General features: G+C 47.2%; 23 protein-coding genes and 1 pseudogene. 11 read left to right on the forward strand and 13 right to left on the reverse strand.

Annotated elements, in window-relative coordinates; all coding sequences use genetic code 11:
- Nucleotides 1-35 precede the first annotated feature (35 nt).
- Nucleotides 36-281, forward strand: a complete 246-nt coding sequence (ccoS, locus tag AADH33_RS07495; protein WP_075100933.1) for a cbb3-type cytochrome oxidase assembly protein CcoS — start codon at nucleotides 36-38, stop codon at nucleotides 279-281.
- A gap of 112 nt (nucleotides 282-393) precedes the next feature.
- Nucleotides 394-1,272, forward strand: coding sequence for a sulfite exporter TauE/SafE family protein (locus AADH33_RS07500; protein ID WP_348548471.1), 879 nt, complete (start codon nucleotides 394-396; stop codon nucleotides 1,270-1,272).
- A 206-nt stretch (nucleotides 1,273-1,478) separates the two neighbouring features.
- Here AADH33_RS07500 and AADH33_RS07505 read toward each other — a convergent pair whose 3' ends face one another.
- Nucleotides 1,479-2,633 carry a DEAD/DEAH box helicase gene (locus AADH33_RS07505; protein ID WP_207969262.1) on the reverse strand — a complete coding sequence of 385 codons (1,155 nt, stop codon included), beginning with the start codon at nucleotides 2,631-2,633 and terminating at the stop codon, nucleotides 1,479-1,481.
- Between the two features lie 264 nt (nucleotides 2,634-2,897).
- Complete coding sequence (locus AADH33_RS07510) at nucleotides 2,898-3,113, reverse strand: cold-shock protein (RefSeq protein WP_075100936.1); 216 nt, start codon at nucleotides 3,111-3,113, stop codon at nucleotides 2,898-2,900.
- A 339-nt stretch (nucleotides 3,114-3,452) separates the two neighbouring features.
- On the opposite strand from AADH33_RS07510, the gene aroQ reads away from it, so the two are divergent.
- The gene (gene aroQ, locus AADH33_RS07515) at nucleotides 3,453-3,980 is read left to right on the forward strand and encodes a type II 3-dehydroquinate dehydratase (protein WP_348548472.1); all 528 of its coding nucleotides are present in this window, start codon (nucleotides 3,453-3,455) and stop codon (nucleotides 3,978-3,980) included.
- A gap of 140 nt (nucleotides 3,981-4,120) precedes the next feature.
- Nucleotides 4,121-5,422, forward strand: a complete 1,302-nt coding sequence (locus AADH33_RS07520; protein ID WP_348548473.1) for an ABC1 kinase family protein — start codon at nucleotides 4,121-4,123, stop codon at nucleotides 5,420-5,422.
- 28 nt (nucleotides 5,423-5,450) lie between these two features.
- On the opposite strand, the gene AADH33_RS07525 is transcribed toward AADH33_RS07520, so the two are convergent.
- Nucleotides 5,451-6,281 (reverse strand): ion transporter, encoded by an 831-nt coding sequence (locus AADH33_RS07525; protein ID WP_075100939.1) that lies wholly within the window; start codon nucleotides 6,279-6,281, stop codon nucleotides 5,451-5,453.
- 333 nt (nucleotides 6,282-6,614) lie between these two features.
- Between AADH33_RS07525 and AADH33_RS07530 the strand changes: the two genes are divergently transcribed.
- Entirely contained in the window at nucleotides 6,615-7,364 is a 750-nt protein-coding gene (locus AADH33_RS07530) for a YebC/PmpR family DNA-binding transcriptional regulator (protein WP_075100940.1), read from the forward strand.
- A gap of 194 nt (nucleotides 7,365-7,558) precedes the next feature.
- A pseudogene (locus AADH33_RS07535) lies at nucleotides 7,559-8,635 on the forward strand (transposase).
- A gap of 43 nt (nucleotides 8,636-8,678) precedes the next feature.
- Here AADH33_RS07535 and AADH33_RS07540 read toward each other — a convergent pair.
- On the reverse strand, nucleotides 8,679-9,251 hold the full coding sequence (locus AADH33_RS07540) for a methylated-DNA--[protein]-cysteine S-methyltransferase (RefSeq protein ID WP_348548474.1): 573 nt from the start codon (nucleotides 9,249-9,251) through the stop codon (nucleotides 8,679-8,681).
- An 83-nt stretch (nucleotides 9,252-9,334) separates the two neighbouring features.
- Nucleotides 9,335-10,390, reverse strand: coding sequence for a signal recognition particle-docking protein FtsY (ftsY, locus tag AADH33_RS07545; RefSeq protein ID WP_348549970.1), 1,056 nt, complete (start codon nucleotides 10,388-10,390; stop codon nucleotides 9,335-9,337).
- Nucleotides 10,391-11,115: 725 nt separating this feature from the next.
- Here ftsY and AADH33_RS07550 point away from each other — a divergent pair.
- From AADH33_RS07550 to AADH33_RS07560, 3 genes are all read left to right on the forward strand, one after another.
- Nucleotides 11,116-11,277, forward strand: coding sequence for a hypothetical protein (locus tag AADH33_RS07550; protein WP_158676722.1), 162 nt, complete (start codon nucleotides 11,116-11,118; stop codon nucleotides 11,275-11,277).
- An 88-nt stretch (nucleotides 11,278-11,365) separates the two neighbouring features.
- Entirely contained in the window at nucleotides 11,366-12,928 is a 1,563-nt protein-coding gene (locus AADH33_RS07555; RefSeq protein WP_348548475.1) for a M16 family metallopeptidase, read from the forward strand.
- A 47-nt stretch (nucleotides 12,929-12,975) separates the two neighbouring features.
- Complete coding sequence (locus AADH33_RS07560; RefSeq protein WP_348548476.1) at nucleotides 12,976-14,502, forward strand: M16 family metallopeptidase; 1,527 nt, start codon at nucleotides 12,976-12,978, stop codon at nucleotides 14,500-14,502.
- A gap of 114 nt (nucleotides 14,503-14,616) precedes the next feature.
- On the opposite strand, the gene AADH33_RS07565 is transcribed toward AADH33_RS07560, so the two are convergent.
- Both AADH33_RS07565 and AADH33_RS07570 read right to left on the reverse strand, forming a co-directional pair.
- Nucleotides 14,617-15,168: a hypothetical protein gene (locus AADH33_RS07565; RefSeq protein WP_348548477.1), complete on the reverse strand. Its 552-nt coding sequence runs from the start codon at nucleotides 15,166-15,168 to the stop codon at nucleotides 14,617-14,619.
- 223 nt (nucleotides 15,169-15,391) lie between these two features.
- Nucleotides 15,392-16,294, reverse strand: a complete 903-nt coding sequence (locus AADH33_RS07570) for a D-Ala-D-Ala carboxypeptidase family metallohydrolase (protein ID WP_348548478.1) — start codon at nucleotides 16,292-16,294, stop codon at nucleotides 15,392-15,394.
- 300 nt (nucleotides 16,295-16,594) lie between these two features.
- Here AADH33_RS07570 and rodA point away from each other — a divergent pair, with 300 nt between their 5' ends.
- The gene (gene rodA, locus AADH33_RS07575; RefSeq protein WP_348548479.1) at nucleotides 16,595-17,737 is read left to right on the forward strand and encodes a rod shape-determining protein RodA; all 1,143 of its coding nucleotides are present in this window, start codon (nucleotides 16,595-16,597) and stop codon (nucleotides 17,735-17,737) included.
- 612 nt (nucleotides 17,738-18,349) lie between these two features.
- A complete protein-coding gene (locus AADH33_RS07580; protein WP_075100948.1) occupies nucleotides 18,350-18,964 on the forward strand; it encodes a septal ring lytic transglycosylase RlpA family protein in 615 nt (204 codons plus the stop codon).
- Nucleotides 18,965-19,075: 111 nt separating this feature from the next.
- On the opposite strand, the gene radA is transcribed toward AADH33_RS07580, so the two are convergent.
- The 6 genes from radA to AADH33_RS07610 all read right to left on the reverse strand — a co-directional run bounded on the left by radA (nucleotide 19,076) and on the right by AADH33_RS07610 (nucleotide 24,333).
- On the reverse strand, nucleotides 19,076-20,515 hold the full coding sequence (gene radA, locus AADH33_RS07585) for a DNA repair protein RadA (protein WP_348548480.1): 1,440 nt from the start codon (nucleotides 20,513-20,515) through the stop codon (nucleotides 19,076-19,078).
- Nucleotides 20,516-20,609: 94 nt separating this feature from the next.
- Nucleotides 20,610-21,320 (reverse strand): LPS export ABC transporter ATP-binding protein, encoded by a 711-nt coding sequence (lptB, locus tag AADH33_RS07590; RefSeq protein WP_243456105.1) that lies wholly within the window; start codon nucleotides 21,318-21,320, stop codon nucleotides 20,610-20,612.
- A 123-nt stretch (nucleotides 21,321-21,443) separates the two neighbouring features.
- The gene (gene lptA / locus AADH33_RS07595; protein WP_348548481.1) at nucleotides 21,444-21,971 is read right to left on the reverse strand and encodes a lipopolysaccharide transport periplasmic protein LptA; all 528 of its coding nucleotides are present in this window, start codon (nucleotides 21,969-21,971) and stop codon (nucleotides 21,444-21,446) included.
- Nucleotides 21,972-22,075: 104 nt separating this feature from the next.
- Nucleotides 22,076-22,657 (reverse strand): LPS export ABC transporter periplasmic protein LptC, encoded by a 582-nt coding sequence (gene lptC / locus AADH33_RS07600; RefSeq protein ID WP_075100951.1) that lies wholly within the window; start codon nucleotides 22,655-22,657, stop codon nucleotides 22,076-22,078.
- A complete protein-coding gene (locus tag AADH33_RS07605; protein WP_348548482.1) occupies nucleotides 22,654-23,220 on the reverse strand; it encodes a KdsC family phosphatase in 567 nt (188 codons plus the stop codon). The genes lptC and AADH33_RS07605 overlap by 4 nt, the downstream gene beginning before the upstream one ends.
- 120 nt (nucleotides 23,221-23,340) lie before the next feature.
- Nucleotides 23,341-24,333, reverse strand: coding sequence for a KpsF/GutQ family sugar-phosphate isomerase (locus AADH33_RS07610; protein WP_075100953.1), 993 nt, complete (start codon nucleotides 24,331-24,333; stop codon nucleotides 23,341-23,343).
- Nucleotides 24,334-24,545 lie beyond the last annotated feature (212 nt).

Raw genomic sequence — 24,545 nt, forward strand, 5'->3', positions numbered from 1 at the left:
AATAAGAGCAGAAACTGCTAGAAAAGAGATCTACCATGCTCAGTATATTTTTATTAATTCCATTAAGTCTGATGCTGTTTGTGGTTGCCATTTGGGCGGTGCGTTATGCGGTCAAATCCAATCAATTTGAGGATTTAGACAATGCCTCTCAGCGCATCATTTTAGATGATCGGCAAGAGCGCCGCCAAACCATGCAGACTCATGAGCGCGCCACTACCCATCAGCAGACTGATGATTCAGATAGCGTATCGGTGCAACCACAAGAGCGCGATAAACTTTGAACAATTAAGGCGTTAGTCATACACGGCTGGTAGTCCTTTGATATGGTGCTATTTGACGATCAGCCGTGTCATATCATTAGACCAACTTTTTACTATTTTTAGGAGTTACCCTATGACCACAGCGTTACTTGTTACGGCATTACTAATGGGATTTTTTGGCTCACCGCATTGCTTGGGTATGTGCGGCGGACTGGTGACTGCTTTTGGATTGTCGATGAAAGATATTAGCCCAGCCAAGCGCCGCGCTCTTGTCTTTACTTATCATTTTGGTCGTCTGAGCAGTTATGCACTGTTAGGTTTGCTGGCAGGATTTATCGGTACGACGGTGTTAGAGCCACTTATGAAAGGCAATAGCTTGCCACGTATTTTATTGGGCTCAGTATTGGTCTTTGTTGGTGTGACCATGCTTGGCGCGCCTTTTTTAAATAAGCTTGAGCGCTTTGGTATGCGCTTTTGGCAATATCTCAGCCCGCTACGCCAAAAGGTCTTTCCCCTAAATACCTTTCCACGTGCATTGACAGCTGGTCTACTTTGGGGCTTTTTGCCTTGCGGTTTGGTATATGGCGCCCTACTCATCGCGGTGGTCGCTCACAATCCTTTGGGCGGTGCAGCGTTGATGTTTGTCTTTGGTCTTGGCACGGTGCCGATGCTGGTCGCCACCCATGAGACAGTCGGCTGGTTACGTGAAAAAATTGGCCGCTTTCATCTAAGACAGCTCAATGGCGCAATCATGGTGCTGTCTGGCTTGGCTGTCGTTGCTATCCCTATGGTCATGGCAAATATGCACGGTGGACACGGCGGTGGCCATGGGCAAATGGATCATGGTAGTCACTCGGCGATGATGTCTGATGCAGACAGCACAGGTCATCATGATATGAGCCAGATGGATCATGATATGACGCCAGCGATGGATAGCACAGTCGACCATAGTATGCATGATATGAGTGATGACGCCATGAGTCATCATGCACACCATGAGCCGTCTTCGTAGACATCATACATTTAAAAGTATCAACAGCTAAGGCTGGTCTTGATTTCGACATTATCGTATTTTACTAAGACACTTTAGCTAAAAGCCCTTAACCTCACCACTGAGATTAAGGGCTTTTGTATGAGGGCGTGTCCTCAATTCAATCGATAGCCATCTAAATGAGTTAGAAATAAGGACATGCCCGAGCCTAGACGACAAATATCGCCCTACTCCTGCCACTGCTCTAACGCAAATTTTGTATCCAGATGCTTTTCTAATGCTGGGATATTGAACGCATCATCTTCGCTGACAAAGCTAATACTAATGCCTGTCTGCCCAGCACGGCCAGTACGGCCAATACGGTGTACATAATCATCTGGTTGATCAGGCAAGGTATAGTTGACCACGTGGCTGATATCATCGACATGAATCCCGCGACCTGCGACGTCTGTGGCGACCAAAATAGCAGCATGACCGTCTTTAAAACGCTGCAAATACTTCTCGCGTTTTTGCTGAATCACATCGCCCGATAGCATAACGACTTTATGAGATTGGCGCAGCTTATGATAGAGGCGTTTGACTTGGTCTTTGCGATTGGCAAATACGATAACTTTTTCGACATCGCTATCACTAATAATGCGCTGCAAGGCCGTCAGCTTTTGATCTTCTGTCAATAGATAAAAGTGCTGATCGACCAGCTCACTGGTTTTGTGCTCAGGCTCGATCTCAACAAACTGCGGCTCATGCAGCCAGCGATACGCTAAGTTCATCACATCTTGGTTGAAGGTCGCGGAAAAAAGAAGACTCTGACGATCAGTATTGGCAGGCATGCGCCCGACCAACCGCTTGATGTCGGGGATAAATCCCATATCCAGCATACGGTCTGCTTCATCGAGCACCAATACCTCAACGCGATCCAAAAACACCATGCCTTTATTGGCAAGATCAATCAGACGCCCTGGCGTCGCTACCAAAATATCCACGTACTGACGCTCAAGCTCATGCTGCTGGGTTTCGTAATTGGTGCCGCCCATGATACAGACGCTATGCAGTGAAGTATATTTGGTCAAGGCAATACAGTCATCAAATATCTGCTGAGCAAGCTCGCGCGTCGGTGCCATCACTACCGCACGCGGCTCTCCCAAATAACGCTCTTCGTCACTAGTAAAAGGCCGCTTTAACAGCGCCTCCATAATGGTCAATAAAAACGTGGCTGTCTTCCCTGTCCCTGTTTGGGCTTGGCCGATCGCGTCTTGATTGGCCAAAGTATGCGGCAATATCTTTGCTTGAATGGGTGTCAGCTCGGTAAAACCCAAATCACTGACGGCACGTAGGGTCGGATTTGATAACGGTAAATCCGTAAATTTCTTAAAATTACTCAAAAAAAATATCCTTTTAGATAAATAACTTATTATAACTAATCAGATGCTAATCGCTGATGAATGACTCACTCGCTATCTTCATAAGACCGTATATTTAACAGCCCATACACAGCGCATCGCGTAAGCACAAAAAAAGCCAAGCCCGATATCGTATCTTACCCATGCCGATTTTTTAGCATAGGTAAGACCAGACGGGCTTGACTCAGTAGTATATCAGTAGTTTGTACAGACATTATAGCGAAACCGCCGTAATGACTGGATAGATTACTCTTCCATTTTTCTGACTTCTTCAGCCTGAAGGCCTTTTTCACCTTCTACCACACTGAACTCAACCTTTTCGCCATCTTTTAAAGAACGATAGCCATCACCTTGAATCGCACGGAAATGGACAAAAATATCTTCTCCGCTGTCACGTTGAATGAAACCAAAGCCTTTTGAGTCATTAAACCACTTAACGATACCTTGCTCACGAGCTGACATAATATTACTTCCTAAAAAAGTCCGCTTAGCCCCAACTTCCTTTGCAACATTGCATATAAACGGGGTCTAAGATTGTGAAATCAAAAACTTAAGAGTACTGTTCTAACCACTATCTTTAAGCTCAGCCTTTGAGTAGGCTTGTCCCATCGATAGTAACAAACGGTAATAGCAACAAACTTGCAAGAATTGTTGCATAAAAAATATCATAGCACGGGTTTTTAGCAACATAAAGACTTTTAACTTGCTTTTTGCTAATAAGAGAGATTTTTGCCGTAATTTTTTTATCGTCCGCGACCTAAGCTGGTATGATTAACCGATTTAATAACTAAAGAGACCACTATGTCCACCACCTCTTCTGTAGCCGCCACTCACTCTTTTGAGGCCAATCGCCCAAGCGCGCTTTCTTATAAATTATTGCTGGTCAACGGCGTCAATCTAAACTTACTCGGCAAACGTGAGCCTGAAATATACGGGCACACCACACTGGCAGAGATTGAAGAACGTTTGATCGCTCGCGCCGCCGAGCATGGCGTTGAACTGATATGCATCCAATCCAACCACGAAGGCCAACTCGTGGACGATATCCAGCACTACGGACTGCTTGCCGATCCAGCGGCGCAAGTTGATGCGATCATCATCAACCCTGCCGCCTTCACCCATACCTCCGTCGCCCTACGTGATGCACTATTGGCCACTCAAAAGCCTTTTATCGAGGTACATTTATCCAATATTCATGCGCGCGAACCTTTTCGCCAGCATTCTTACTTAAGCGATATCGCGGCGGGTGTGATCTGCGGTTTGGGACAGCAAGGGTATCAGATGGCACTTGACTACTGGTTGACCCATACCTATTTGGTCAGCCCATGACTAAAAGACGCCTGCGTTTTACGCGCTCGCTAAAAAAGTCGTCATACAAGGTTACTTTTGGCACACTAGTCAAACAGCAATCACTTGATTAAAATAATAAAATAACAGATGAGCACACAACCCACTACAAGGTGATATGAATGGCAAAAACCTCCGGAAAACGCTTTATGAAACTTGCTGGCATGACAGCAAGCATCGCCGGTAAAGCCGCTAAAAACTCATTTAAACACCTATCAAGCGATGAAGAAAAGCGCCTGCAAGCCCGCTCAGAGCTGATGCAAGATGTGGGTATCCAAATCGCTGAGACCTTGGGTGAGATGAAAGGTGCGGTGATGAAAGTGGGACAAATCGCCTCGCAATATAAAGACGTGTTTCCACCTGAGGTAGCAGCGGCGCTAGAAAAACTCCAAAAAGACGCGCCGCCGATGCCATATACTCAGATACGCGCCCAGATTGAGCGCGAGCTAAAAGCACCAGTAGCAGAATTATTTAGTGAATTCGAAGAGACACCGTTTGCTGCCGCTTCCATCGGACAAGTCCATAAAGCAACCTTGAAATCAGGCCAGAGAGTCGTCGTCAAGGTTCAATACCCCAATGTTGATGAAAACTGCGACAGTGACCTCAAACAAGTGCGTATGGCGCTTAAAATCGCCGGCGTACTCAATATGAGCAAACAATTGCAAGAGCAGCTGTTTCATGAAATACGCCAAAGCCTACACGATGAGCTAGACTATATTAAAGAAGCGCACAATCTGCGCGTGTTTGGGGCGTTTCATGCAGAAGATACGGGTATTATTATTCCCAAGGTCATCAGCAGCCACTCGACCAAGCGGATATTGACCCTGACAGAAGAGATGGGCGAGACGCTCAGTGTCGCGGCAACATGGGATAATGATATCAAGCAAAAAATCGCCAAGCGTTTGTTTCATTTTACCGCAGGCCAGCTGTTTGAATTATACCGTATGCACTGCGACCCACACCCTGGCAACTTCGCCTTTCGGGAAGATGGCAGCGTCATCGCCTATGATTTTGGCGGCATTCGTAGCTATAGTGACAGTGAGGTGCAGCTGTTTAAGCGCTTTGCCCAGCATGCCATCAAAGCTGATGTCACAGCCCTTGAACAAGACTTAATCGCTCTAGATATCCGCCGCGATGATGACAAACACATTCCAGGTGAATTTTATGAAAAGTGGCTATCTATCGGACTAAAACCTTTATCCATTTCACCTTATCATGAAGGCGCTTTTGATTTTGGCAACAGTCAAGTACATCATGAAGTCATCACGCAGATGCGTACTTCCTTAAAGTATTTTGGCCAATTTCAGCCGTCTGCGATGACCATGATGCTGGACCGAACGGTATCTGGCCAATATTGGAACTTGGTCAACCTAGGCGTGATTATCGACTTATCACCGCTCGTCAATGACTATATAAAGCTTTGATTTATATAGCTTTGACTTCCTCCCCGCCCTAAATGTGCAGTGCATGCCCGCAGCGATCACAAAAGTCGGCACCGACTGCATGTCCAAACTTACCACAGTTTGGACAGGTCACAGGGTTGAGCTGCGGGCGCATATTACGCGCCAGCTCCGAGGTAAAAATCCCTGTCGGCACAGCAATAATAGAGTAACCTGTAATCATGACCATGGTCGCAATGGCTTGACCCAGCGGCGTTTTGGGCGACATATCACCATAGCCGACCGTGGTCATGGTGACAACCGCCCAATAGATGGACAGCGGAATACTGGTAAAACCATTCTCCGGCCCCTCGACCACATATATGATCGAGCCGAAAATCGTCACCAACAGCACCAAAGATAAGAAAAACACAGTGATTTTTTGTTGGCTGGTGCGCAGCGCTGATGCCAAAAACCCCGCTTGCTGCATATAGGCCTTGAGCTTGAGGACACGAAACACACGTAAGATACGCAACACACGTATCACCAGCAGATACTGGACGCCGACAAACATCAAGCTTAAATAGCTTGGCAACACCGACAATAAATCGACAATACCAAAAAAACTAAAAGCATAGCGCAAACGATTGGGCGCTGAAAACAATCTCAGCGCATACTCAATGGTGAACAAAATGGTAAAAAACCACTCTGCGTACAAAAACAATATGCCATACTGCAAGCGCATATAGAGCACACTGTCGAGCATGACCACCGCCACACTCGCCAAAATCGCAATCAACAACACAATATCAAACAGCTTACCCAAACGGGTATCAGTCCCTTCGATAATAATATGAATGCGGTTACGCAAATGGGTAATGGCTTCAGCGGTTGGTTGCTTCATAGAGTCAGTAACATCATAGAGTCAGTAGCGCTATCAACCCAAAGGCGACAGGCTGCCAATGAATTAAAATGCGCAGGATAAGGGCAAGTTGGTCAAACGACACAAAACTGGTTTATAATATTGCTCACTTATAGCAATCAATACAATCTATAAGTTGCCACAGTGTAACAAAAAAGCACTATCAACGACATACAAATCGTTCATGTGCCAGTAGTTCTACTACCTTGAATAGACAGACCAATCATATAATAAAAACAGATGATGTAGTAATAAATGGTTGTTATTCACCGTTTTTTCGCTCAACCAATAACACGCAAAACTTAAGGATGTCATATGGCAGGCCATTCAAAATGGGCAAACATCAAACACCGTAAAGCTCGTCAGGATGCGGTAAGAGGCAAGGTATTCACCAAAGTGATTCGTGAGATCGTCTCAGCCGCCAAACAAGGTGACCCTGATCCTGATAAAAACCCTCGCTTACGTGCCGCTATCGAAAAGGGTCTATCGGTGAACATGACCCGCGATACCATCAATCGCGCTGTCGATCGCGGCACAGGCGGCGGCGATAACGAAAACATGGAAGAAGTCAGCTACGAAGGCTATGGCGTCGGCGGCGTGGCGGTATTGGTCGAGACCATGACCGACAACCTCAATCGAACCGTCAGCGAAGTCCGTCATGCTTTTACCAAATACGATGGCAATCTTGGTACCTCAGGCTCAGTGGCTTATCTGTTTACCAAGCGCGGCGAGATTACCTTTAATGATACAAGCTTAGAGGACGAGGTCATGATGGCGGCGCTGGATGCTGGTGCCTTAGATATCGAAAATGATGGCGAGAGCTTGATGGTCATTACCGAGTGGGAAAGCTTTGGTCAAGTCAAAGACGCGCTCAATGCCGCAGGTTTGGTCTCTGACAATGCAGAAGTGACCATGTCACCCTCTACCACCGCTGAGATAGATAACGTCGAAGATGCCGAAAAGGTCATGAAAATGATCGACATGCTCGAAGACATCGACGACGTCCAAGAAGTCTATAGTAATGTGAGCTTCTCCGCTGACGTCATGGCACAGCTCGAGCAGTAGTTTTCACTATACAAAATAGCCTTCACTATACAAATAATAAAAAAGAGGCCAAACGTATTTAGCGTTTGGCCTCTTTTTATCATCCAGCGCCGTAAAACCACGTCCTTCTAGAGCGTGGATATCAGGCGTCAGTTGTTGTCGCCAAGTATGGCTAACCCCTTGATAACCAAATACATTGAGATCATAATTAATCCATGAAAACGCTCAAACTACGCATCAAAGACAAACACGCCACTCAGCTCAATATCTTGGCTGGGTCGGTTAATTTTGTCTGGAATTACGTCAATGAGCTAAGTTTTAAACACCTTAAGCGCACAGGCAAATTCTTTTCAGCTTATGACTTGGCCGCTTATACCAAAGGTAGTGGCGAGTATTTAAACTTGCACAGCCAAACCCTACAAGCCATCTCTGAAACCCATGCCAAAAGCCGTAAACAATTCAAAAAAGCCAAACTAAACTGGCGCACCAACAACCCAAAGGCCAAGCGCAGATCTCTTGGATGGATTCCGTTTAAGAAAACCGCTATCAAACACTTGGCAACCAGACAAACAGGCAAGAAAAGCCTTAAATCAACTATCCAGCTTAGCCTTGCTAACCATCAGAAGCTAATCCTTGATGTATGGGATAGCTATAACCTAGCCCTGTACAGCATTAATACGTGCGAATTGGTACAAGACAATCACGGCCACTGGTATGCTTGTGTGACGGTCAAAGAATTTCCAAAGATTAAGTGTGGTACTGGTAAGGTTGGTGTTGATTTAGGCTGTAAAGATGCCGCAGTCAGTAGTGAAGGTGATCAGCTACAAACCAAAGTCACCCATCAATACGCCGAAAAACTGGCCATTGCCCAAAGAGCCAAGAATAAAAAACGGGTTAAGGCCATTCATGCCAAGATTAAAAACACCCGCCAAGACTTGATTCATAAATTCACATAAAAGCTTGTTAAAGCCAACAGCCTAATCGTTGTTGGGAAGATTAAATCAAACTCATTCACTTCATCCAAACTGGCCAAATCCGTCTATGACGCTGGTTGGTTTGAGATTAAGCGGCAACTGGACTACAAATGCGCGAACGCAGGTTGCCACTATATCGAAGTCAATGAAGCGTACAGCACCCAAACCTGATCAAATTGCGGCTCTCGCCAAGACAGTCCGAAAGGTAGAGAGGGTCTTGGTATAAGAGCATGGTTTTGTCGTTCTTGTAAAACGGCCCATAACAGAGATGTTAATGGAGCAAAAAACATTCTCGCGGTCGGGCTTGGCCGTCTTTAGTAGGAATCCCCGTTCCTTTAGGTCGGGGAGGAAGTCAAACGGCTTACCTTTTATAATTTATCCTTTCTAGCGCCAGTAAATGCGCTTTTTTGTCCAGACCACCAGTATAACCGCCAATTTTACCATCGCTTGCAATCACGCGATGACACGGCACGATAATACTAAAAGGGTTTTTGCCATTGGCATTGGCAACCGCGCGAAAGCCTTTTGGGCTGCCCACTCGCTTTGCTAGCTCAGCATAGCTGATGGCCTCACCATAATTGATGCCTTGCAAAGCCTGCCAAACCCGCTGCTGAAACTCGGTACCCAGACTCATGTCTAGCGGCAAATCAAAGGTCTGCCGCGCGCCGCTAAAGTACGCGGTTAGCTGCGTGATGGTGTCAATAAGTAACGCTTGAGCTGGTTTATTTTCGCTTAGGCTATTTTTTGCGATAAAGCTAAAGTCTTTATCACAAAGACCATGATGTTTTTTTAGCTTAGCAATGGACTTTGAAGAGTGCCAACTGTCCCCAGCTTGCAGCCAGTTGACCTCCACCAACCTAGGCGTATCCTGCGCGTGCCCAGTCGCAATCAGTGCGACTCGGTGCGCTGCAAATACCGCTTCAGTGACTATCATGGTGCCTCCTTGCTCTTACTTATACGCTCACTCGTTTTGAGTCATCACTATTTTGCTTGTTCACCCAAATCATGCTAGCAGTGCTACACTTTGTCATCGGTCTCAAATAAAGCGGCGACAAACTGCTTAGGGCTAAAGGCACGCAAGTCATCAATCGACTCTCCCACGCCGATATAGCGAATCGGCACGTCCGTCGTTTCAGCGATATTAAAGACCACACCGCCTTTGGCCGTACCATCTAGTTTGGTGACGGTGATCCCAGTCAATGGTACAACTTTATTAAACAGCTCGACTTGATTGATGGCGTTTTGTCCGGTGCCTGCATCAAGGACGATCATACCTTCGTGCGGCGCGCTTGGATCGGCTTTTCGCATGACACGCACCACCTTTTCAAGCTCCGCCATCAAATGAGTCTTGTTTTGCAAGCGCCCAGCCGTATCAGCGATTAACACATCGATGTTTTTGGCTTTGGCCGATTGCATGGCATCAAAAATCACCGACGCACTGTCAGAGCCATGACCCTGTGCCACGACTGGTATGTCGTTTCGCTCACCCCAGATTTGCAGCTGCTCGGTGGCTGCCGCGCGGAAGGTATCACCTGCCGCGAGCATGACAGATTTACCCTCGCCTTGTAGACGCTTGGCAAGCTTACCAATGGTGGTGGTTTTTCCGACACCGTTGACGCCGACCACCAAAATAACAAAGGGTTTTTTGCTGGTATCAATGAGCAGCGGTGCAACCTTTGGTGTTAAGATATCAACCAGCTCATTTTGTAGCGCTTTATAAAGGGAGTGGGCATAAATCAAGTCACCACGGTCGGTCTGTTCGGTGAGACTTTTGATGATACGATTGGTGGCATTGACCCCTATATCGGCGACCAGTAGTTGATCTTCGACCTCTTCTAACAGTTCATCATCGATCTCCTTGCCGCCAATCAAAATACTAACCATGCCTTCGGCTAGGTTTTTACGTGACTTACTTAGCCCCGTTTTCATACGGTTAAACCAGCTGCCCTTTTTCTTGTCTTCTACCTTTTTGTCTTCTGCCGCCTCTGCTGCTTTAGATGTAGGCTGACTGGCTGCTGACGTACGAGTCGCACTAACACTTTGGCTATCGCCTAGTTTTTCTTGCAATGGCATGGCCGGGATAGTGGAAACAGTACTGGGCTTAGGCTGCGGCGGTGCTGATACGGCGTGACCACTGGTGTCATTATCACTCTCTTTAGCCTCATTGACCGCGTGCTCATCCGTTTCAGTATGCGTCGTCGATGTGTGACTGATGTCATTTTGCTCATCAAGCGTCACGATGGGCGCGCCTAAAGCGACATTATCTGCACTATCTGCCGCAGAGCCATTTGTAATCGCAGTTGTGTCCTTCTGCGCTGTGTGAGGCTCATCTTGATGTTCAGGCTCATCGATAATGGGCACCGATTGCGCTGGCAGACTGGGTAAGGTAATATCATCGTCATCTAAATCGTCTAGATCGCCATCTAGATTGATGACCACACGACTGCTATTATTTGGGTTGTTCATAAGCTTGCCCTAAAAGTTATTGCTATCAATAATTTGATTATTTTAAATGGTTTGGTATGTAATCCGTTTTCGCTATCGGCGAATCCCAGCGTGGCGGATTATTTTGGTCTAGTTTAGCATAATTACAAGTGCGCTCTGCCCTACCATATCGGACAATCGATAAATGCCTTGGGTATGAGGATTCAGGCGTGATGCCAAGTAAGTTTGGCTTAAGGTTTGGACACAAAAATCTGACCTTGTATTTCCCAAACTTCGCCTACTCTACAGAGTCTTATTTAAAGACTGCCTTATCCAAACACAGTCATCTTTCATCATTATTTTTGGAAACAATTATGTCACTACTTTCTTATCATAAACGCCTGAGCAAAAAAATCACCAGCATCGGTTCGGCATTATTATTGACGAGCATCGCCTTCTCGATGACTGGGTGTAGCACGACTCAAGAAATCAAGCCGACTGCCAGCGTCATGGTTGGGGCGCACAAGTCTATCTAACTGCACGCTTTTTCGCCATCAATCATACGTCTGATTGATTGTTTTTTGCCTGTTTATTTGCTGCCATTTTATATAAGTAGAAGCTACCATGTCACTGCCCTTTTTATCGTCTGTACCCTCTGCGCCTTTATCTGCTCTATCATTACGCATCGCGTGTGCGCTGGCGTTGGCAACGACCCTAAGTGCTTGCCAAACCAGTGCTATTAGCCCACCTTCATCAGCGGCGACACCGTTTAGCGAAGCGCAAAGCCAAGCAGGCCAAAAGACCGATAACGGCGCCCAACACGCTAATAGTTCTCAGAGTGCATCGTCCTTGAGTATGGACATGTCAGGCCGCCATGAGTACCAGTTAAAAAACGGTTTAAAAGTGGTGATTAGAGAAGACCACCGCGCTCCTGTCGTGATGACGCAGGTTTGGTATCGCGTTGGCTCGGCAGACGAGCCGGTCGATAAAGGGGGTATCTCGCACCTGCTTGAGCATATGATGTTTAAAGGTACAAGCGATGTATCAAGCGATGACTTTGAGCGCTTGATTGCCAAGTTTGGCGGGGTCAATAATGCTTTTACCAGCTACGACTACACCGGTTATTACGAGCTATTCCCAGCCAACCGTTTTCCGCTAGCGCTTGAGCTAGAAGCTGACCGTATGAAAAACCTTATATTCAATGCAGATGAGTTTGCCAAAGAGCATCAGGTAGTGATGGAGGAGCGCCGTCAGCGTACTGATGACAACCCGCTTGCCAAAGCTTACGAATCATTTCGTTTGCTTGCGCTGCCTGATAGTCCAAAGGGCGAGTCGGTCATCGGCCCCATGGATGAGCTGGCGTCTATCACGCTGCCTGATTTAAAAGACTGGTACAAAACATGGTATACACCAAACAACGCCACGTTAGTCATCGTCGGCGATGTACAGCCACAAGACGTATTGACGCAAGTGCAGCGCTACTTTGGGCAGCTAACGCCAAGTCATCTACCCAAACGCCCAGCCGTCAGACAACCAGGCTTTCGCGGCTACCAAAAAGTTGACTCTGAACAAGCCGTACAAGTACCCGTTTTGCTGATGGGTTATAACGTCCCAAGCCTTGTGACTGTAGATAAAAACGATGAAAAACAAGCCTATGCGCTCTCGCTCGCTCAGGACGTCCTAGATGGCGGCCTCTCTGCCCGTCTAGAGAGCCGCTTGATACGTGAGCAGGGTCTACTGACCACAGTCGGCACGTCCTATGATCTGTTAGATCGCGGTGACGGATTGTTTTTGATTCAGGCAACACCGCGCGAAGGCGTCAGCTTAGCACAAGCTCAGCAAGCCATTATCGATGAGATAGAAAAACTAAAGACCGACCCCATCGCCACCGATGAAATCAGTCGCGCTAAGACCAACACCGTCACAGGCCTTATCTACGCACAAGATAGCATGGAGGGTCAGGCACGTATGATTGGCTCACTACAATCTATCGGGCTCGACGATCGGCTGCTGGCCGAGCTACCAAGCAAGCTTGACAACATCACAGTACAAGACATTCAGGCGGCAAGCAAAAAGTATCTGGTAAAAAACAACTTGACTGCGATGCATATCATACCGCCCAAAGAGACTGAGCGAAAAGAGTCCGTGCAAAAAAAGCTTGGACAACAAGACGCTACAGATAAATAAGCCTCAATCAGTCGCCTGCCAAATACATGATGAATAAGAAGAAAACCATGAGCCATACTAGTGATTTATTGCAAGTAATCAAAAGACCCTTCAGCTATAAACTGTCACAGCTTAGCAGCGGGGTATTATTGAGCCTGACCACACTGGTCATGCCAGCGCAAGCAGACACTACAGTCACAGAAGAAAACCGCAGCACTGCAATCGTCGATACCAGCGCGCCCATTGCCGCCTTATCTAAGCTCAGCAGTTTGGATAATGCTGCGCCTTTAACCGTCACTGTCCCAGCGATTGAGCAATTTACGACCAGCGCTGGTGTGCCCGTGCGCTTTGTCCAAACAACCGCGCTGCCCATCGTCGATATCGATCTACGCTTTAACGCCGGTAGCGCCCGCGATAGTAGCATACGCAAAGAAGGTTTTGGCATTGCCAATATGACCGCCACCATGCTGACACAAGGCGCCAAGCGCTTGGATGAAACAGCGTTTACACGAGCCGTTGAAACCTTAGGCATCAATCTGAGTAGCCGCGCCTACAAAGATATGTTTATTGTCTCGCTACGCAGCTTGTCAGATGATGCGCACTTATTGCCAGCTGCCGACTTGATGACACAGATGCTCACCGAGCCTGCCTTCAATGATGAAGTATTGGCACGAAACAAAGCACGCTTGCTGGTCGGCCTACAGCAGCAAAAACAAGACCCAAGCAGCCTGGCGAGCATTGCGTTTAGTCAAGCACTATACGGCGATCATCCTTATGCGCACCCTTCAGTTGGTACCCTTGAAACCGTACCAAACATAGACAAGCAGCAGCTTATCGATTTTAAAAACCGCTATCTGGTCGCGGCCAATGCCTCTCTTGCTATCACGGGCAACCTAACCTTGGCGCAAGCAAAAAAACTGGCTGAGGACATTACCACCACGCTGCCCTCCGGTCAGCCTGCGCCTGAGCTTGCCGAACCCAAACCTCTCACCCAAGCCAAGCATATTCATATACCCTTTCCCAGTACACAAACTACGGTGCTAATGGGGCAACTGGGTAGCAAACGCGCGACCAATCCAAAAGAGCAGCAGCAGCAAACCAACTTTGCCATCGGTAATGACGTATTGGCAGGTGGTGATTTTAACGCTCGCCTGATGACTGAAATCAGACAAAACCTTGGCTACACCTATGGTATCTCAGGCGCTATGAATCCGATGCTAACACGCGGGCCGTATCAGATTGGGTTTTCGACCCGCAATGACAAAGCGCGTGCAGCCATTGATGCAAGCCTAGCGGTTATTCAAGAGACTTTGGATAATGGTCTTACCCATGATGAGATACGTCTGACCAAAGACAGCCTAAAAAACAGCTTTCCGATGGGCTTTGCCAGCAATGCAGGCATCAATGGTTTACTGGGTATGATGAACTTTTATCAACTACCAAACAGCTACCTAGACGATTATGTCAATCGTATCGATCAAGTACAGCTCGCTGGCGTCAATCAAACCCTACGCGATACGTTGCAGCCTGATGATTTTTTGATTGTCACTGTCGGGCAGGTAGATCCTTGGCAAGACAAGCAGGCTAAAAAATAGCGCCAAATACCTCTCGGTGATAAAACAAACCGCCGTAAAAAATGGACGATGCCATGTGGTATCGTCCATTTTCTATTTCATGTTTTATGACTTAGATTCTATGATTGAGCGCTATTAATGTACATCAGAGACAGTAACGGCAACATCATAAACCAGATTTTTAGGCTTATACGTCGCGCCATTGTAGCTTAAGCGAATCACATGCTTATCATAAGAGCCGACCTGATAATCACCGTTGGCAAAATTATGCAGCGTTGGGACGATAAGCAAAGCTTCTAGCTGACGATTGTCCGTCTGCACAGCAATCATTTGCTCCTCTCTTACATACAAAAAATAGTCGCAGTAATCATCGACCATGACTTCAGCGGTACGCTTAATTACTAGACTGCCCACCTTTTCTTGTATGAGCTTTGGGCAGACATCAGAGCGACCAGAGGCCAATCTGGCATAAGAGTTTCTGATATTGTCTTTAATCTCTTGGGCATTTTGCTCAGCTTTGGCTTTATTGTCATTCATGACTGCTTTGTCTGCCCCTGCCGAGCCGTTTTCAGAGAAGCTCTCTGAACTACAAGCACTGATGGCCAAAAGCAATAAAAAACTGACAACAAAAAATGTTAAATGTATATTACTTGACTGCCAAAACCCTGTCTTTGATTTATCAATCATGGCAGTTACCACTGTGGTTACATACCGCTTTTTCATAAATCCCGCTTGTCATAAACGCCCGTTGTTACCTTATTTACCCAACAATATTTACCCAATAATATGGCGTGATCAATCAATCAAGCATGCGCCACTTATCGTTATTGTATCAGAACTATTATAACGGCTTTGACCGAAATTTATTAGGCTCTGTGCTCCCTTAGGCAAAACGGTCGTTTTTCTTGAGCTAATAGCGACATGATGAGCTACTGCTGGCATGATTAAAGCCCCATTTTCGGTAGCCGTCGGTATCTAGGTGAATCGCCCCTGTGGCATATAGCCCCAACCCAAAGTTGTGCGCTTCTCCTTGATAGTGCCAAAACTGACACAGGCCATCTTGCATGGTGCTCAGTCGCCACAGATCGTCTTGGTATTCTGGCACCCAAATATCTATGGCACTTGCATTCATGTGTTTACTACTCGCAGCACCGCCGGCACACTCATTGAGCCCAGGGCTGCGATATACCGACCGTATTTCACTGGTGGCAGACAGTACACCTTGATGCTTGAGCTCGCTATATAATCGCAACGTCGGTACGATATTTGCCCACAGCTCTTGCGGTGGCAACTGGTAGGGCTCATAGCCACACTTGCTCCAGCTGCGTGCTGTGGTGAGTAGCTGCGACAAAGGCGGTACGTTTTGAGCGCCAACGCGAGCGCTGAGATAACGCTGATAATCAGCCACTTGACGGGCGCGGTAGCTGTTGCTATTGAGCCATGCATGAAAATTCATACTAGAAAAATCACGATAGGTATTATCATAAGTATTGCGCGCGGTGCTATAGCGATTGTTGGGGGACGTATAGCTAGGTGGACGCTGCTTGATATTGACACGCTTGTTTTCTTGTATGGACAAGCTCGACTCAAAATCACGCTGTTTTTGAGCAATCAAGCTTTGCATACTGTCGCCCGATACGGCATTCGCGCCGCTGAGCATGGTCACGCCCGGACTATGATTAGAGTCACTGTTGTTAACATAAGCATTTGCCGTGCTGCTACCGTGTCTGACTTGAATACGGCGCTCACTATCGTCACTTATAATAACGGCATGGGTGGTGATACTGCTGGCACCTAGCATGAGAGCCAGCATAGGCTGATAAATTTGCCTATAGAGAGATTTTTTTGTATGAGTCATCGCAAGAAACTGCCGCTAAAAACGTTTTATCGATACTATCAAATTTTCAGCAAGCAGGCTAAACTATCGCTTCTAAATAGAGGTCAAAAATTTACAAATAACACTTATGCTGAATAGTTTTATAATTACGTGACTTTATTGCTTATGTGTTACCTTATATACGGTAGGCTATCGATACTAAGACAACATCGTTAGGTTTGATGTCTTATTTTTGGCTCCCCCATTTTTTATACCAATTGTCAGCCCCACTTGCCTATGTCTTCTAACCCGCAATACCGTTTTTCACGTCAAAGCCATCATTTAGGCCAAGGTCATGCACCGACGCTATGGCAACGTATTCATATCGACCCCTGGCTGACCCTCTTGTTATTGACGGTCTGCTGTATTGGCTTGACGATTTTGTACAGCGCCGCCGGTCAGGACGTGGACATGGTCATCCGTCAAGTGGTCAGTTATGGTGTGGCGTTTGCTGTGATGTTTACCATGGCGCAGATCCCTCCTAGCGTTTATCGAACCTTTACGCCCATCTTTTATGTCTTAGGGCTTATCTTATTGGTGTTGGTTGATATCATTGGTGAAGTTCGGATGGGTGCTCAGCGCTGGATTAACCTTCCAGGGTTCGGTAGCGTGCAGCCCTCAGAGTTTATGAAGCTTGGGATGCCGATGATGTGTGCTTGGTTTTTGTCCAAGCGTGACCTGCCGCCCTCTTTTGCAAGCATTATCATTACCTTAGCCTTGATTATGGTTCCGGTGTTGTTGATCGCCAAAGAGCCAGACCTAGGCACATCGTTATTGGTCGCGACCAGTGGGATTTTTGTGTTGTTTTTAGCTGGTCTGTCTTGGCGGCTGATTTCCGCGGCTGCCATTCTTGCCGTACCTTTTGTGGCCATTGCATGGAATTTTTTGTTGCACGATTATCAGCGGACGCGTGTCATGACGCTGCTCAACCCAGAGGCAGATGTCCAAGGCGCTGGTTGGAACATCATACAGTCCAAAACCGCTATCGGTTCAGGCGGACTCACTGGTAAAGGCTACCTTGAAGGCACGCAGTCACATCTGCATTTTTTACCAGAAGGTCATACAGACTTTATCATTGCGGCATTTTCAGAAGAGTTTGGCTTGCTTGGTGTATTATTGCTAATGTTTATTTACTGCTGCCTGCTGGCACGGGCGTTATATATTGCCTTCACGCATCCTGATATCTATAGCCGGCTGCTGGCTGGCGCCATCGCCATGTCGTTTTTTGTGTATATATTCGTCAACGTTGGCATGGTTGGCGGCTTATTACCCGTGGTTGGGGTGCCGTTGCCATTCATCAGTTATGGCGGTACAGCCATTGTCACCTTGATGGCAGGCTTTGGCCTACTGATGTCTATTCATACGCACAGACCAAGCTAAGACTACGTTCACCTATCGCATAATCCAACATTTCTCCTCAATTATCCTCTAGTACCAACCCATAGTTGGTTGGTACGGATAGTTATTAATCCTTGTTTTTTACAAATAATTGCGTTACCCTCTTTTTATTGCCCTATGATACATAACCCGTACATAGGCGCTAAAAAACTTTGCATTCAATTATATTTTGGTTGTAGCTCAGCCGTATAGTTAGCGACTTGTAGATTGCAGGCTTGCAAAGACACTACTTAATTAACGGTTTAATAACAAAGTTACACTTAACACTTCTCAAACCCTTGATTAAGTTAGCAATGTGCCTTATATATTTGGCACCGTCTTTTCTCCTAAGATCGTTATCGTTTAAATCAAGTATGTATCGTTAACCATCCTTTGAGCGTTTCATAAGTAGCTAGGTTTGAAAACCACTTATGATAATGACATAAAATTAACGTATATCAATACCTAGAAAGCCTTTGGTTGTCATCAATATATATCGTGATGAGAAGGCTTTGGAGTACGCGATACCGCTGGATTGGTCCAACGTTATAGCGCTCCATCTAAACCTCACAAAGAATAGAGTTAGGTTTTGATATATAAGTTATCGAGGTATCTATGAATAAGCGTTTATCTGGTTTACTGACTGTGTCAGCTGTGTTGTTCGCTGGCTCTGCAGCGGCGACTCATGCAAACGCTGCTGAAGCAAAAACCAATCTTGCCATGATTTCGCAAGACAACGCCGCCCATATCGATCGCGTCTTAAGTGAGCTTAGCCGTCAGCATGACGGCGCATCAAGCTTGGTTAAGTCAGCACGCAAGCCAACATCGTTGGCACTGAGCAGCTCACTACTGGCCAGTGATACCACAGAAGTCAGCAACGACGAAGATGTATTAGAGCGTCTCACTGCCGTGGCTTCTAATTCTGTGAGCAAATTTAAACAAACAGGGCTTGCCTCTTGGTATGGTCGTAAGTTTCATGGCCGCAAAACAGCCAGCGGCGAAACTTTTGACATGAATGGTTTGACTGCTGCTCACCGTTCTTTACCTTTGAACTGCTATGTCAAAGTAACCAATAAAACCAATGGCAAAAGTGTCGTGGTTAAGGTGAACGACCGTGGCCCATTCCATGGCAATCGAGTATTAGATTTATCTTATGGCGCTGCTAAGCGTTTAGGCATTACCAATAAAGGTGTCGGTAACGTATCAATCGAGCGCGTTGCAGGACCCTAATACTGGTTTGATATTTAGTACATAGCACTAAAAAAGCACCTAACTTGAATAAGTTAGGTGCTTTTTTTATTTTAAAGGTCATTTATAGTGTCTGCTCGAGAAAAACTCCCCTCATAACTCAAAAGCGCTTTCGATGGCATCATCTAGACGCTCCACCGCGATGACGTTAATTCCTTTAAACTGCGCCGCACCTTTTGCAGGCGCATTGGCCTTAGGAATAATGGCATGCTTAAAGCCATGCTTCATGGCTTCTTTGAGCCGTTCTTGGCCATTGGGTACGGGACGGATTTCACCTGAAAGACCCACCTCACCAAACACCGCTAGCGAAGACGGCAGAGCGCGCTCTTTGATACTTGACGCGCACGCAAGTAATACCGCCAGATCAGAGCCTGTTTCTATCACTTTGACCCCGCCGACGACGTTGACATAAACGTCTTGACCGCTGGTATGGATGCCGCCATGACGATGCATCACTGCCAGCAGCATCGATAAACGCTGAAAATCTAACCCCAATGCCATGCGCCTAGGCGATCCTTGTGAATCGTCCACCAATGCCTGCACCTCGACCAATAGTGGTCTTGTACCTTCGCGGCTGACCATCACCACTGAGCCTGCAACCGGCTTGTCGTAACGGCTCAAAAAAATCGCTGAAGGATTCGCCACTTCTTTGAGGCCTAAATCCGTCATACCAAAGATACCCAGCTCATTGACTGCGCCAAAACGGTTTTTGACTGCGCGAATCATTCGAAAACGAGAGTCTGACTGCCCCTCAAAGTACAGTACCGTATCGACCATGTGCTCAAGTACGCGCGGGCCTGCAAGGGTACCCTCTTTGGTCACATGACCGACCAAAAATAATGCGGTACCTGTCTGTTTGGCATAACGAGTCAACATCGCGGCTGACTCTCGAATCTGACTGACGCCGCCCGGTGCCGAGCTAATGGCGTCGGTATAGATGGTCTGAATAGAGTCAATAATCGCAATCGCCGGCTGCTCTTGGGTCAATGCAGCACAGATGGTCTCTACATTGGTCTCCGCCAATACTCGCAATCTATCGGCTGGCAGCTCTAAGCGTTTGGCACGCATAGCGACCTGAGCCAATGATTCTTCGCCCGTCACGTACAGCGCACTACCCGCCAACGAGTCGGCGCGCGCCATATTGGTCGCTGTCTGCAAAAGAATGGTTGACTTGCCGATACCAGGATCACCACCGATCAGCACCACTGAGCCTGCGACCAAGCCGCCACCTAGTACGCGATCGAACTCGCTGATACCTGTCGGCAAGCGTGTATCCAATGTGACGCTCACCGCATTGAGTGGCATCACCGCACTATGCGTACCTGAGTAATTGCCGGTCGCGGCAGTACTGGCCGTACGAGGAGTGCCACGGCTGGCCGTAGATTTTGCCGCGCTTTTGTTATGATGCGGCATGCTGACATTTGGGGCTTCGACCAGAGTATTCCATTCACTACAATCGCTACACTGCCCTGCCCATTTACCAAAATGCGCACCGCAGCTTTGACAAACATAACTGCTCCTATTTTTTGCCATAATTTATGAGCCTATTTTAGGTGTTTGATTGATAATACCAATAACCTGAGTACCTAGCCCCCATCATGGTAAAAAAGTATGAAAGATGGTTGGTTTATACTTGAAAGTCTTTACCCAAGTATACTGATTTCACCAACTCATTTTCTAGCACTTCACAAGAGGTACCTTCAGCGATAATAGCACCTTCTGAGACGATATAGGCTTTTTCGCAGATGGCCAGTGTGTCTCGCACATTATGGTCAGTAATCAGGACGCCGATACCGCGATTTTTTAGAGTCAAAATCACGTCTTTGATATCGCCGACAGAGATAGGATCTACCCCAGCAAACGGCTCATCTAACAAAATAAACTTCGGGTCAGCCGCAAGAGCACGGGCAATCTCACAGCGGCGGCGCTCACCACCAGAGACGCTCATGCCCAAAGATTTGCGCACATGCTCTAAATGGAACTCACCAATGAGTTTTTCAAGCTCTTGGCGCTGCTGAGCGGCACTTAGTTCTGTCCGCGTCTGTAAGATCGCCAAGATATTGTCTTCGATAGAGAGTTTACGAAATATTGAAGCCTCTTGCGGTAGATACCCAATACCTGCCCGCGCACGCTCATGCATGGCGTATTTGGACAGATCCATCTTACCGAGTGTCACGCGGCCTTTGTCCATATTGACCAGCCCGACTACCATATAAAAACTGGTGGTTTTGCCAGCACCGTTCGGGCCTAGCAGTCCCACCACTTGTCCTTGTTCGACAGAAAACGAGACGTCCTTGACTACCCAGCGCTTTCCATAGCGCTTACCCAAGTTTTGCATAGACAGTCGGGTGCTTGAGACCGAGGCTTGCTGGGCGACTACAGGGTCAATACTTTGATTATCACTCATAACTTACTCATGTTTTGCAAAATTCAGGCACGACGACAAAGGCTGCTTTGCCGTCTAACGTATACCACTTTGGCTGCTACTGGCATTGGGCGGAAACACCAGCTCTACGCGCTGATTACCACCGGCAGTGGCCTCAACATCGCCAGCTTTTAGACTATAACGAATGACATTACCTGCAAAACTTGCGCCGTTTTGCACCAGTCTGGCATTGCCAGTCAGCGTGATGATGCCAGTGACGGCATTATAATCAATCTTATTGGCTTGACCTTTTGCTAGGCCTTTTTCTCGTGTCACGATTTGCTGCATCGTCGCTGGCCGACCAGTCGCCACCGCTGAGTTGATACTGCGCTGCTGAGATAGGTTGACCGTGATATTATCTGCGGTCATCTTAAAAGTCCCTTGAGTAATAATCACGTTGCCTGCATAGCTGGTGACCCCTGTACGCTCGCTATACGTGGCCTTGTCTGCCAATAGTTTGATTGGCTGATTGGCATCTGATGGCAGAGCGTGGCTATAAAGCGGCAGCGCAACCAACATGAGCATCGGTAGCACGCGCAGCGTAGACAAAAATTTAGGTTTCATAAACATCACTCGTCTTATAATAGATAGGAGGACTTGCCGCCAACTGGGTTCTTTCAATGAGCTCTTTAAATGGGTACTGTAAACAGCCACTTTAAATCGGCTCTTTAAAACAGTGCCTTGTCCTGACGCTGAGCTGGTGTAAAGGCGACCGCTACTTGCCCAAATTCATAATCACCAGTCTCGAGATTGGCTGTCATAGTGGCCGCTTCAAAACGGTTTGCTCCTTGCTCGATTTTCACAGGTGCTTCGCTATACACTTGTCCTGATTTGGTATTGCCCTTTAGCGTACTGCCCGTCACCTTGATAGGCTCGACCTCTTTATCCGGATTGCCTTCACTGATGAGGGTAAAACCGCCAGACAAGCTAAGCTCCCCTGTCTGCTGGCTGATAGCGGCACTCCCAGCCTCAATACGATAGCGCTGCTCGGCAGATGGTTCCCAGTTCATGGTAATACCGGACATCTCATCGAGATTGGTCACAGGGTTGTGGGTCAATGATTCGGCTGTCAGCTCGTATTCTGTCTCGCCTTGCTCGTTGGTCTGTACAGCCTTGATGTCCGTTGCTTCATAGTCGACATCGGTCGCTTCCATACTGACCGGCGGGGTTATCTCGCCTTGCTGCTGAAAGAACCAACCAGCGATACCAGCGATAATCAATGCCAGAACGATTAATACACGTGTATTCACAGTCCCTTATCCCCAGTTTGCGTTTGCTCAAGTGTATAATGCGCTATAAAACCCTGATAGTGCCCATGACCCTTTAAAATCAAATCGCATATCTCGCGTACCGCGCCTGTACCACCCGCTCTCGTCGTCACCATGTCGCTGCGTTTGATAACCTCGGCATGAGCATTAGGGACAGTGGCGGCAAACCCTACGGTCTGCATCGCTTTGATGTCCGGTAAATCATCGCCCATATAGGCACAGTCTGCTGCTGTGATGTTGAGCGCAGGATTCAGCATCGCTAACAACTCAGTCAATGCAATCAGTTTATCATCTCGACCTTGTACGACATAATCCACACCCATCTCACGGGCGCGCTTGTCGACCATAGGACTGCTGCGCCCTGTGATAATGGCGGTCAAAATACCATAGCGCGCCAACGACTTGACGCCGACGCCATCTTGTACAGAAAAAGCCTTGGTCTCGGTGCCATTGGCATCATAAATGATTTGACCGTTTGATAAGATACCATCGACATCCATCACCAAAAGTTTGACTTTCCCTGCTTTTTTGATTAAGTCTTGCATGATATCTCTCTTTTATTATGTTATAGATAGTGATTAAATTGCATGCCCTTTAGCGGCTAATGAGCTTGGTTCTTGTTTAGTGGCGCTTTGTGTTACCCACTGTACTTTTCGCAATAAAAGTTATTTTACACCAGCCTTTAGTAGATCATGCAAGGTGATGATGGCCTCTAAGCGGTCTTGCTCATCGATGATAAGTAGCTGACTGATGCCGTTTTCGTTCATCACGCTTAGCGCATCCGATGCTCGCATGGTCTTACTGACACGGCGAGGATTACTGACCATCACCTCATGCATCGGTGTTTGTAAATCGATGCCTTTTTCTAAGCCACGGCGCAAATCCCCGTCGGTAAAAACGCCAACCACTCTATCGCTATCATCAATCACCACCGTCATACCCAAACGCCCAGCTGACATCGTAAAGAGGGCGTCTTGTAAAGGCGCTTGCTGATGAATAAGCGGCAAGTCTTCAGACTTGGTGTGCATCAAGTCTTCCACGCGCGTCAGTAGCTGGCGACCAAGCGCGCCTGCTGGATGCGACAATGCAAAATCTTCTGAGGTAAAATTACGCGCATGTACCAACGCCACTGCCAACGCATCACCTAATGCCAACGTCGCTGTGGTACTAGAAGTCGGCGCTAAATTCAGCGGGCAAGCTTCTTGCGACTTGCCGAGTGTCAATACGATGTCCGCTGAACGGGGTAGCATGCCACGCTTATCACGGCTGATACTGATCAGTGGAATCTCTAGACGCTTGACCACGGGAAGTAGCATCTTGATCTCATCTGACTCGCCAGAGTTGGAGATGGCGAGCAGCACATCGCCTTTGACCAGCATCCCTAAGTCGCCATGCCCTGCCTCGCCTGGGTGCATAAAAAACGCAGGCGTACCAGTCGAGGCAAAGGTCGCCGCTATCTTGCGCCCGATCAGTCCCGACTTACCCATCCCCGTCACCACCACACGGCCCTGACAGGCCAAAATAATATCGCAGGCTTGGGCAAATCGATCATCTATCTGCTCGGTCAACAAGGCCAGCGCAGAAATTTCCGTATTGATGGCTTCAATAGCAGTGCTGATAAATTGCTCGTGGGTGAGATTGCTTTGGGTATTACTCATGGATCCGCTCTATTGTTATCATGAATCAACTGTCTATTTTACTATACTATCGTCAATATTAATAATATCTTCAAACGTACTGAGAGGCGCGGGTATTAGAGTATCAACGCCCCATTGCTTGTAAAAGTATAAAAACCATATAAAAAAAACCTACTATAAAGCAGGTTTTAATTCTATCAATCATATCGCATCGCATCGCATCACATCGCGGC

The organism is Psychrobacter sp. KFRI-CH2-11 (assembly GCF_038239325.1).
GTDB lineage: Bacteria > Pseudomonadota > Gammaproteobacteria > Pseudomonadales > Moraxellaceae > Psychrobacter > Psychrobacter celer.

Excerpts from the sequence above, each read along its gene's own strand:
- ccoS (WP_075100933.1), top strand. The coding sequence starts at position 36 with ATGCTCAGTATATTTTTATTAATTCCATTAAGTCTGATGCTGTTTGTG.
- AADH33_RS07500 (WP_348548471.1), top strand. The coding sequence starts at position 394 with ATGACCACAGCGTTACTTGTTACGGCATTACTAATGGGATTTTTTGGC.
- AADH33_RS07510 (WP_075100936.1), bottom strand. The coding sequence starts at position 3,113 with ATGTCAGCTCGTGAGCAAGGTATCGTTAAGTGGTTTAATGACTCAAAA.
- aroQ (WP_348548472.1), top strand. The coding sequence starts at position 3,453 with ATGTCCACCACCTCTTCTGTAGCCGCCACTCACTCTTTTGAGGCCAAT.
- AADH33_RS07520 (WP_348548473.1), top strand. The coding sequence starts at position 4,121 with ATGGCAAAAACCTCCGGAAAACGCTTTATGAAACTTGCTGGCATGACA.
- AADH33_RS07525 (WP_075100939.1), bottom strand. The coding sequence starts at position 6,281 with ATGAAGCAACCAACCGCTGAAGCCATTACCCATTTGCGTAACCGCATT.
- AADH33_RS07530 (WP_075100940.1), top strand. The coding sequence starts at position 6,615 with ATGGCAGGCCATTCAAAATGGGCAAACATCAAACACCGTAAAGCTCGT.
- AADH33_RS07540 (WP_348548474.1), bottom strand. The coding sequence starts at position 9,251 with ATGATAGTCACTGAAGCGGTATTTGCAGCGCACCGAGTCGCACTGATT.
- ftsY (WP_348549970.1), bottom strand. The coding sequence starts at position 10,390 with ATGCCATTGCAAGAAAAACTAGGCGATAGCCAAAGTGTTAGTGCGACT.
- AADH33_RS07550 (WP_158676722.1), top strand. The coding sequence starts at position 11,116 with ATGTCACTACTTTCTTATCATAAACGCCTGAGCAAAAAAATCACCAGC.
- AADH33_RS07555 (WP_348548475.1), top strand. The coding sequence starts at position 11,366 with ATGTCACTGCCCTTTTTATCGTCTGTACCCTCTGCGCCTTTATCTGCT.
- AADH33_RS07560 (WP_348548476.1), top strand. The coding sequence starts at position 12,976 with ATGAGCCATACTAGTGATTTATTGCAAGTAATCAAAAGACCCTTCAGC.
- AADH33_RS07565 (WP_348548477.1), bottom strand. The coding sequence starts at position 15,168 with ATGATTGATAAATCAAAGACAGGGTTTTGGCAGTCAAGTAATATACAT.
- AADH33_RS07570 (WP_348548478.1), bottom strand. The coding sequence starts at position 16,294 with ATGCTGGCTCTCATGCTAGGTGCCAGCAGTATCACCACCCATGCCGTT.
- rodA (WP_348548479.1), top strand. The coding sequence starts at position 16,595 with ATGTCTTCTAACCCGCAATACCGTTTTTCACGTCAAAGCCATCATTTA.
- AADH33_RS07580 (WP_075100948.1), top strand. The coding sequence starts at position 18,350 with ATGAATAAGCGTTTATCTGGTTTACTGACTGTGTCAGCTGTGTTGTTC.
- radA (WP_348548480.1), bottom strand. The coding sequence starts at position 20,515 with ATGGCAAAAAATAGGAGCAGTTATGTTTGTCAAAGCTGCGGTGCGCAT.
- lptB (WP_243456105.1), bottom strand. The coding sequence starts at position 21,320 with ATGCAAAACTTGGGTAAGCGCTATGGAAAGCGCTGGGTAGTCAAGGAC.
- lptA (WP_348548481.1), bottom strand. The coding sequence starts at position 21,971 with ATGAAACCTAAATTTTTGTCTACGCTGCGCGTGCTACCGATGCTCATG.
- AADH33_RS07605 (WP_348548482.1), bottom strand. The coding sequence starts at position 23,220 with ATGCAAGACTTAATCAAAAAAGCAGGGAAAGTCAAACTTTTGGTGATG.
- AADH33_RS07610 (WP_075100953.1), bottom strand. The coding sequence starts at position 24,333 with ATGAGTAATACCCAAAGCAATCTCACCCACGAGCAATTTATCAGCACT.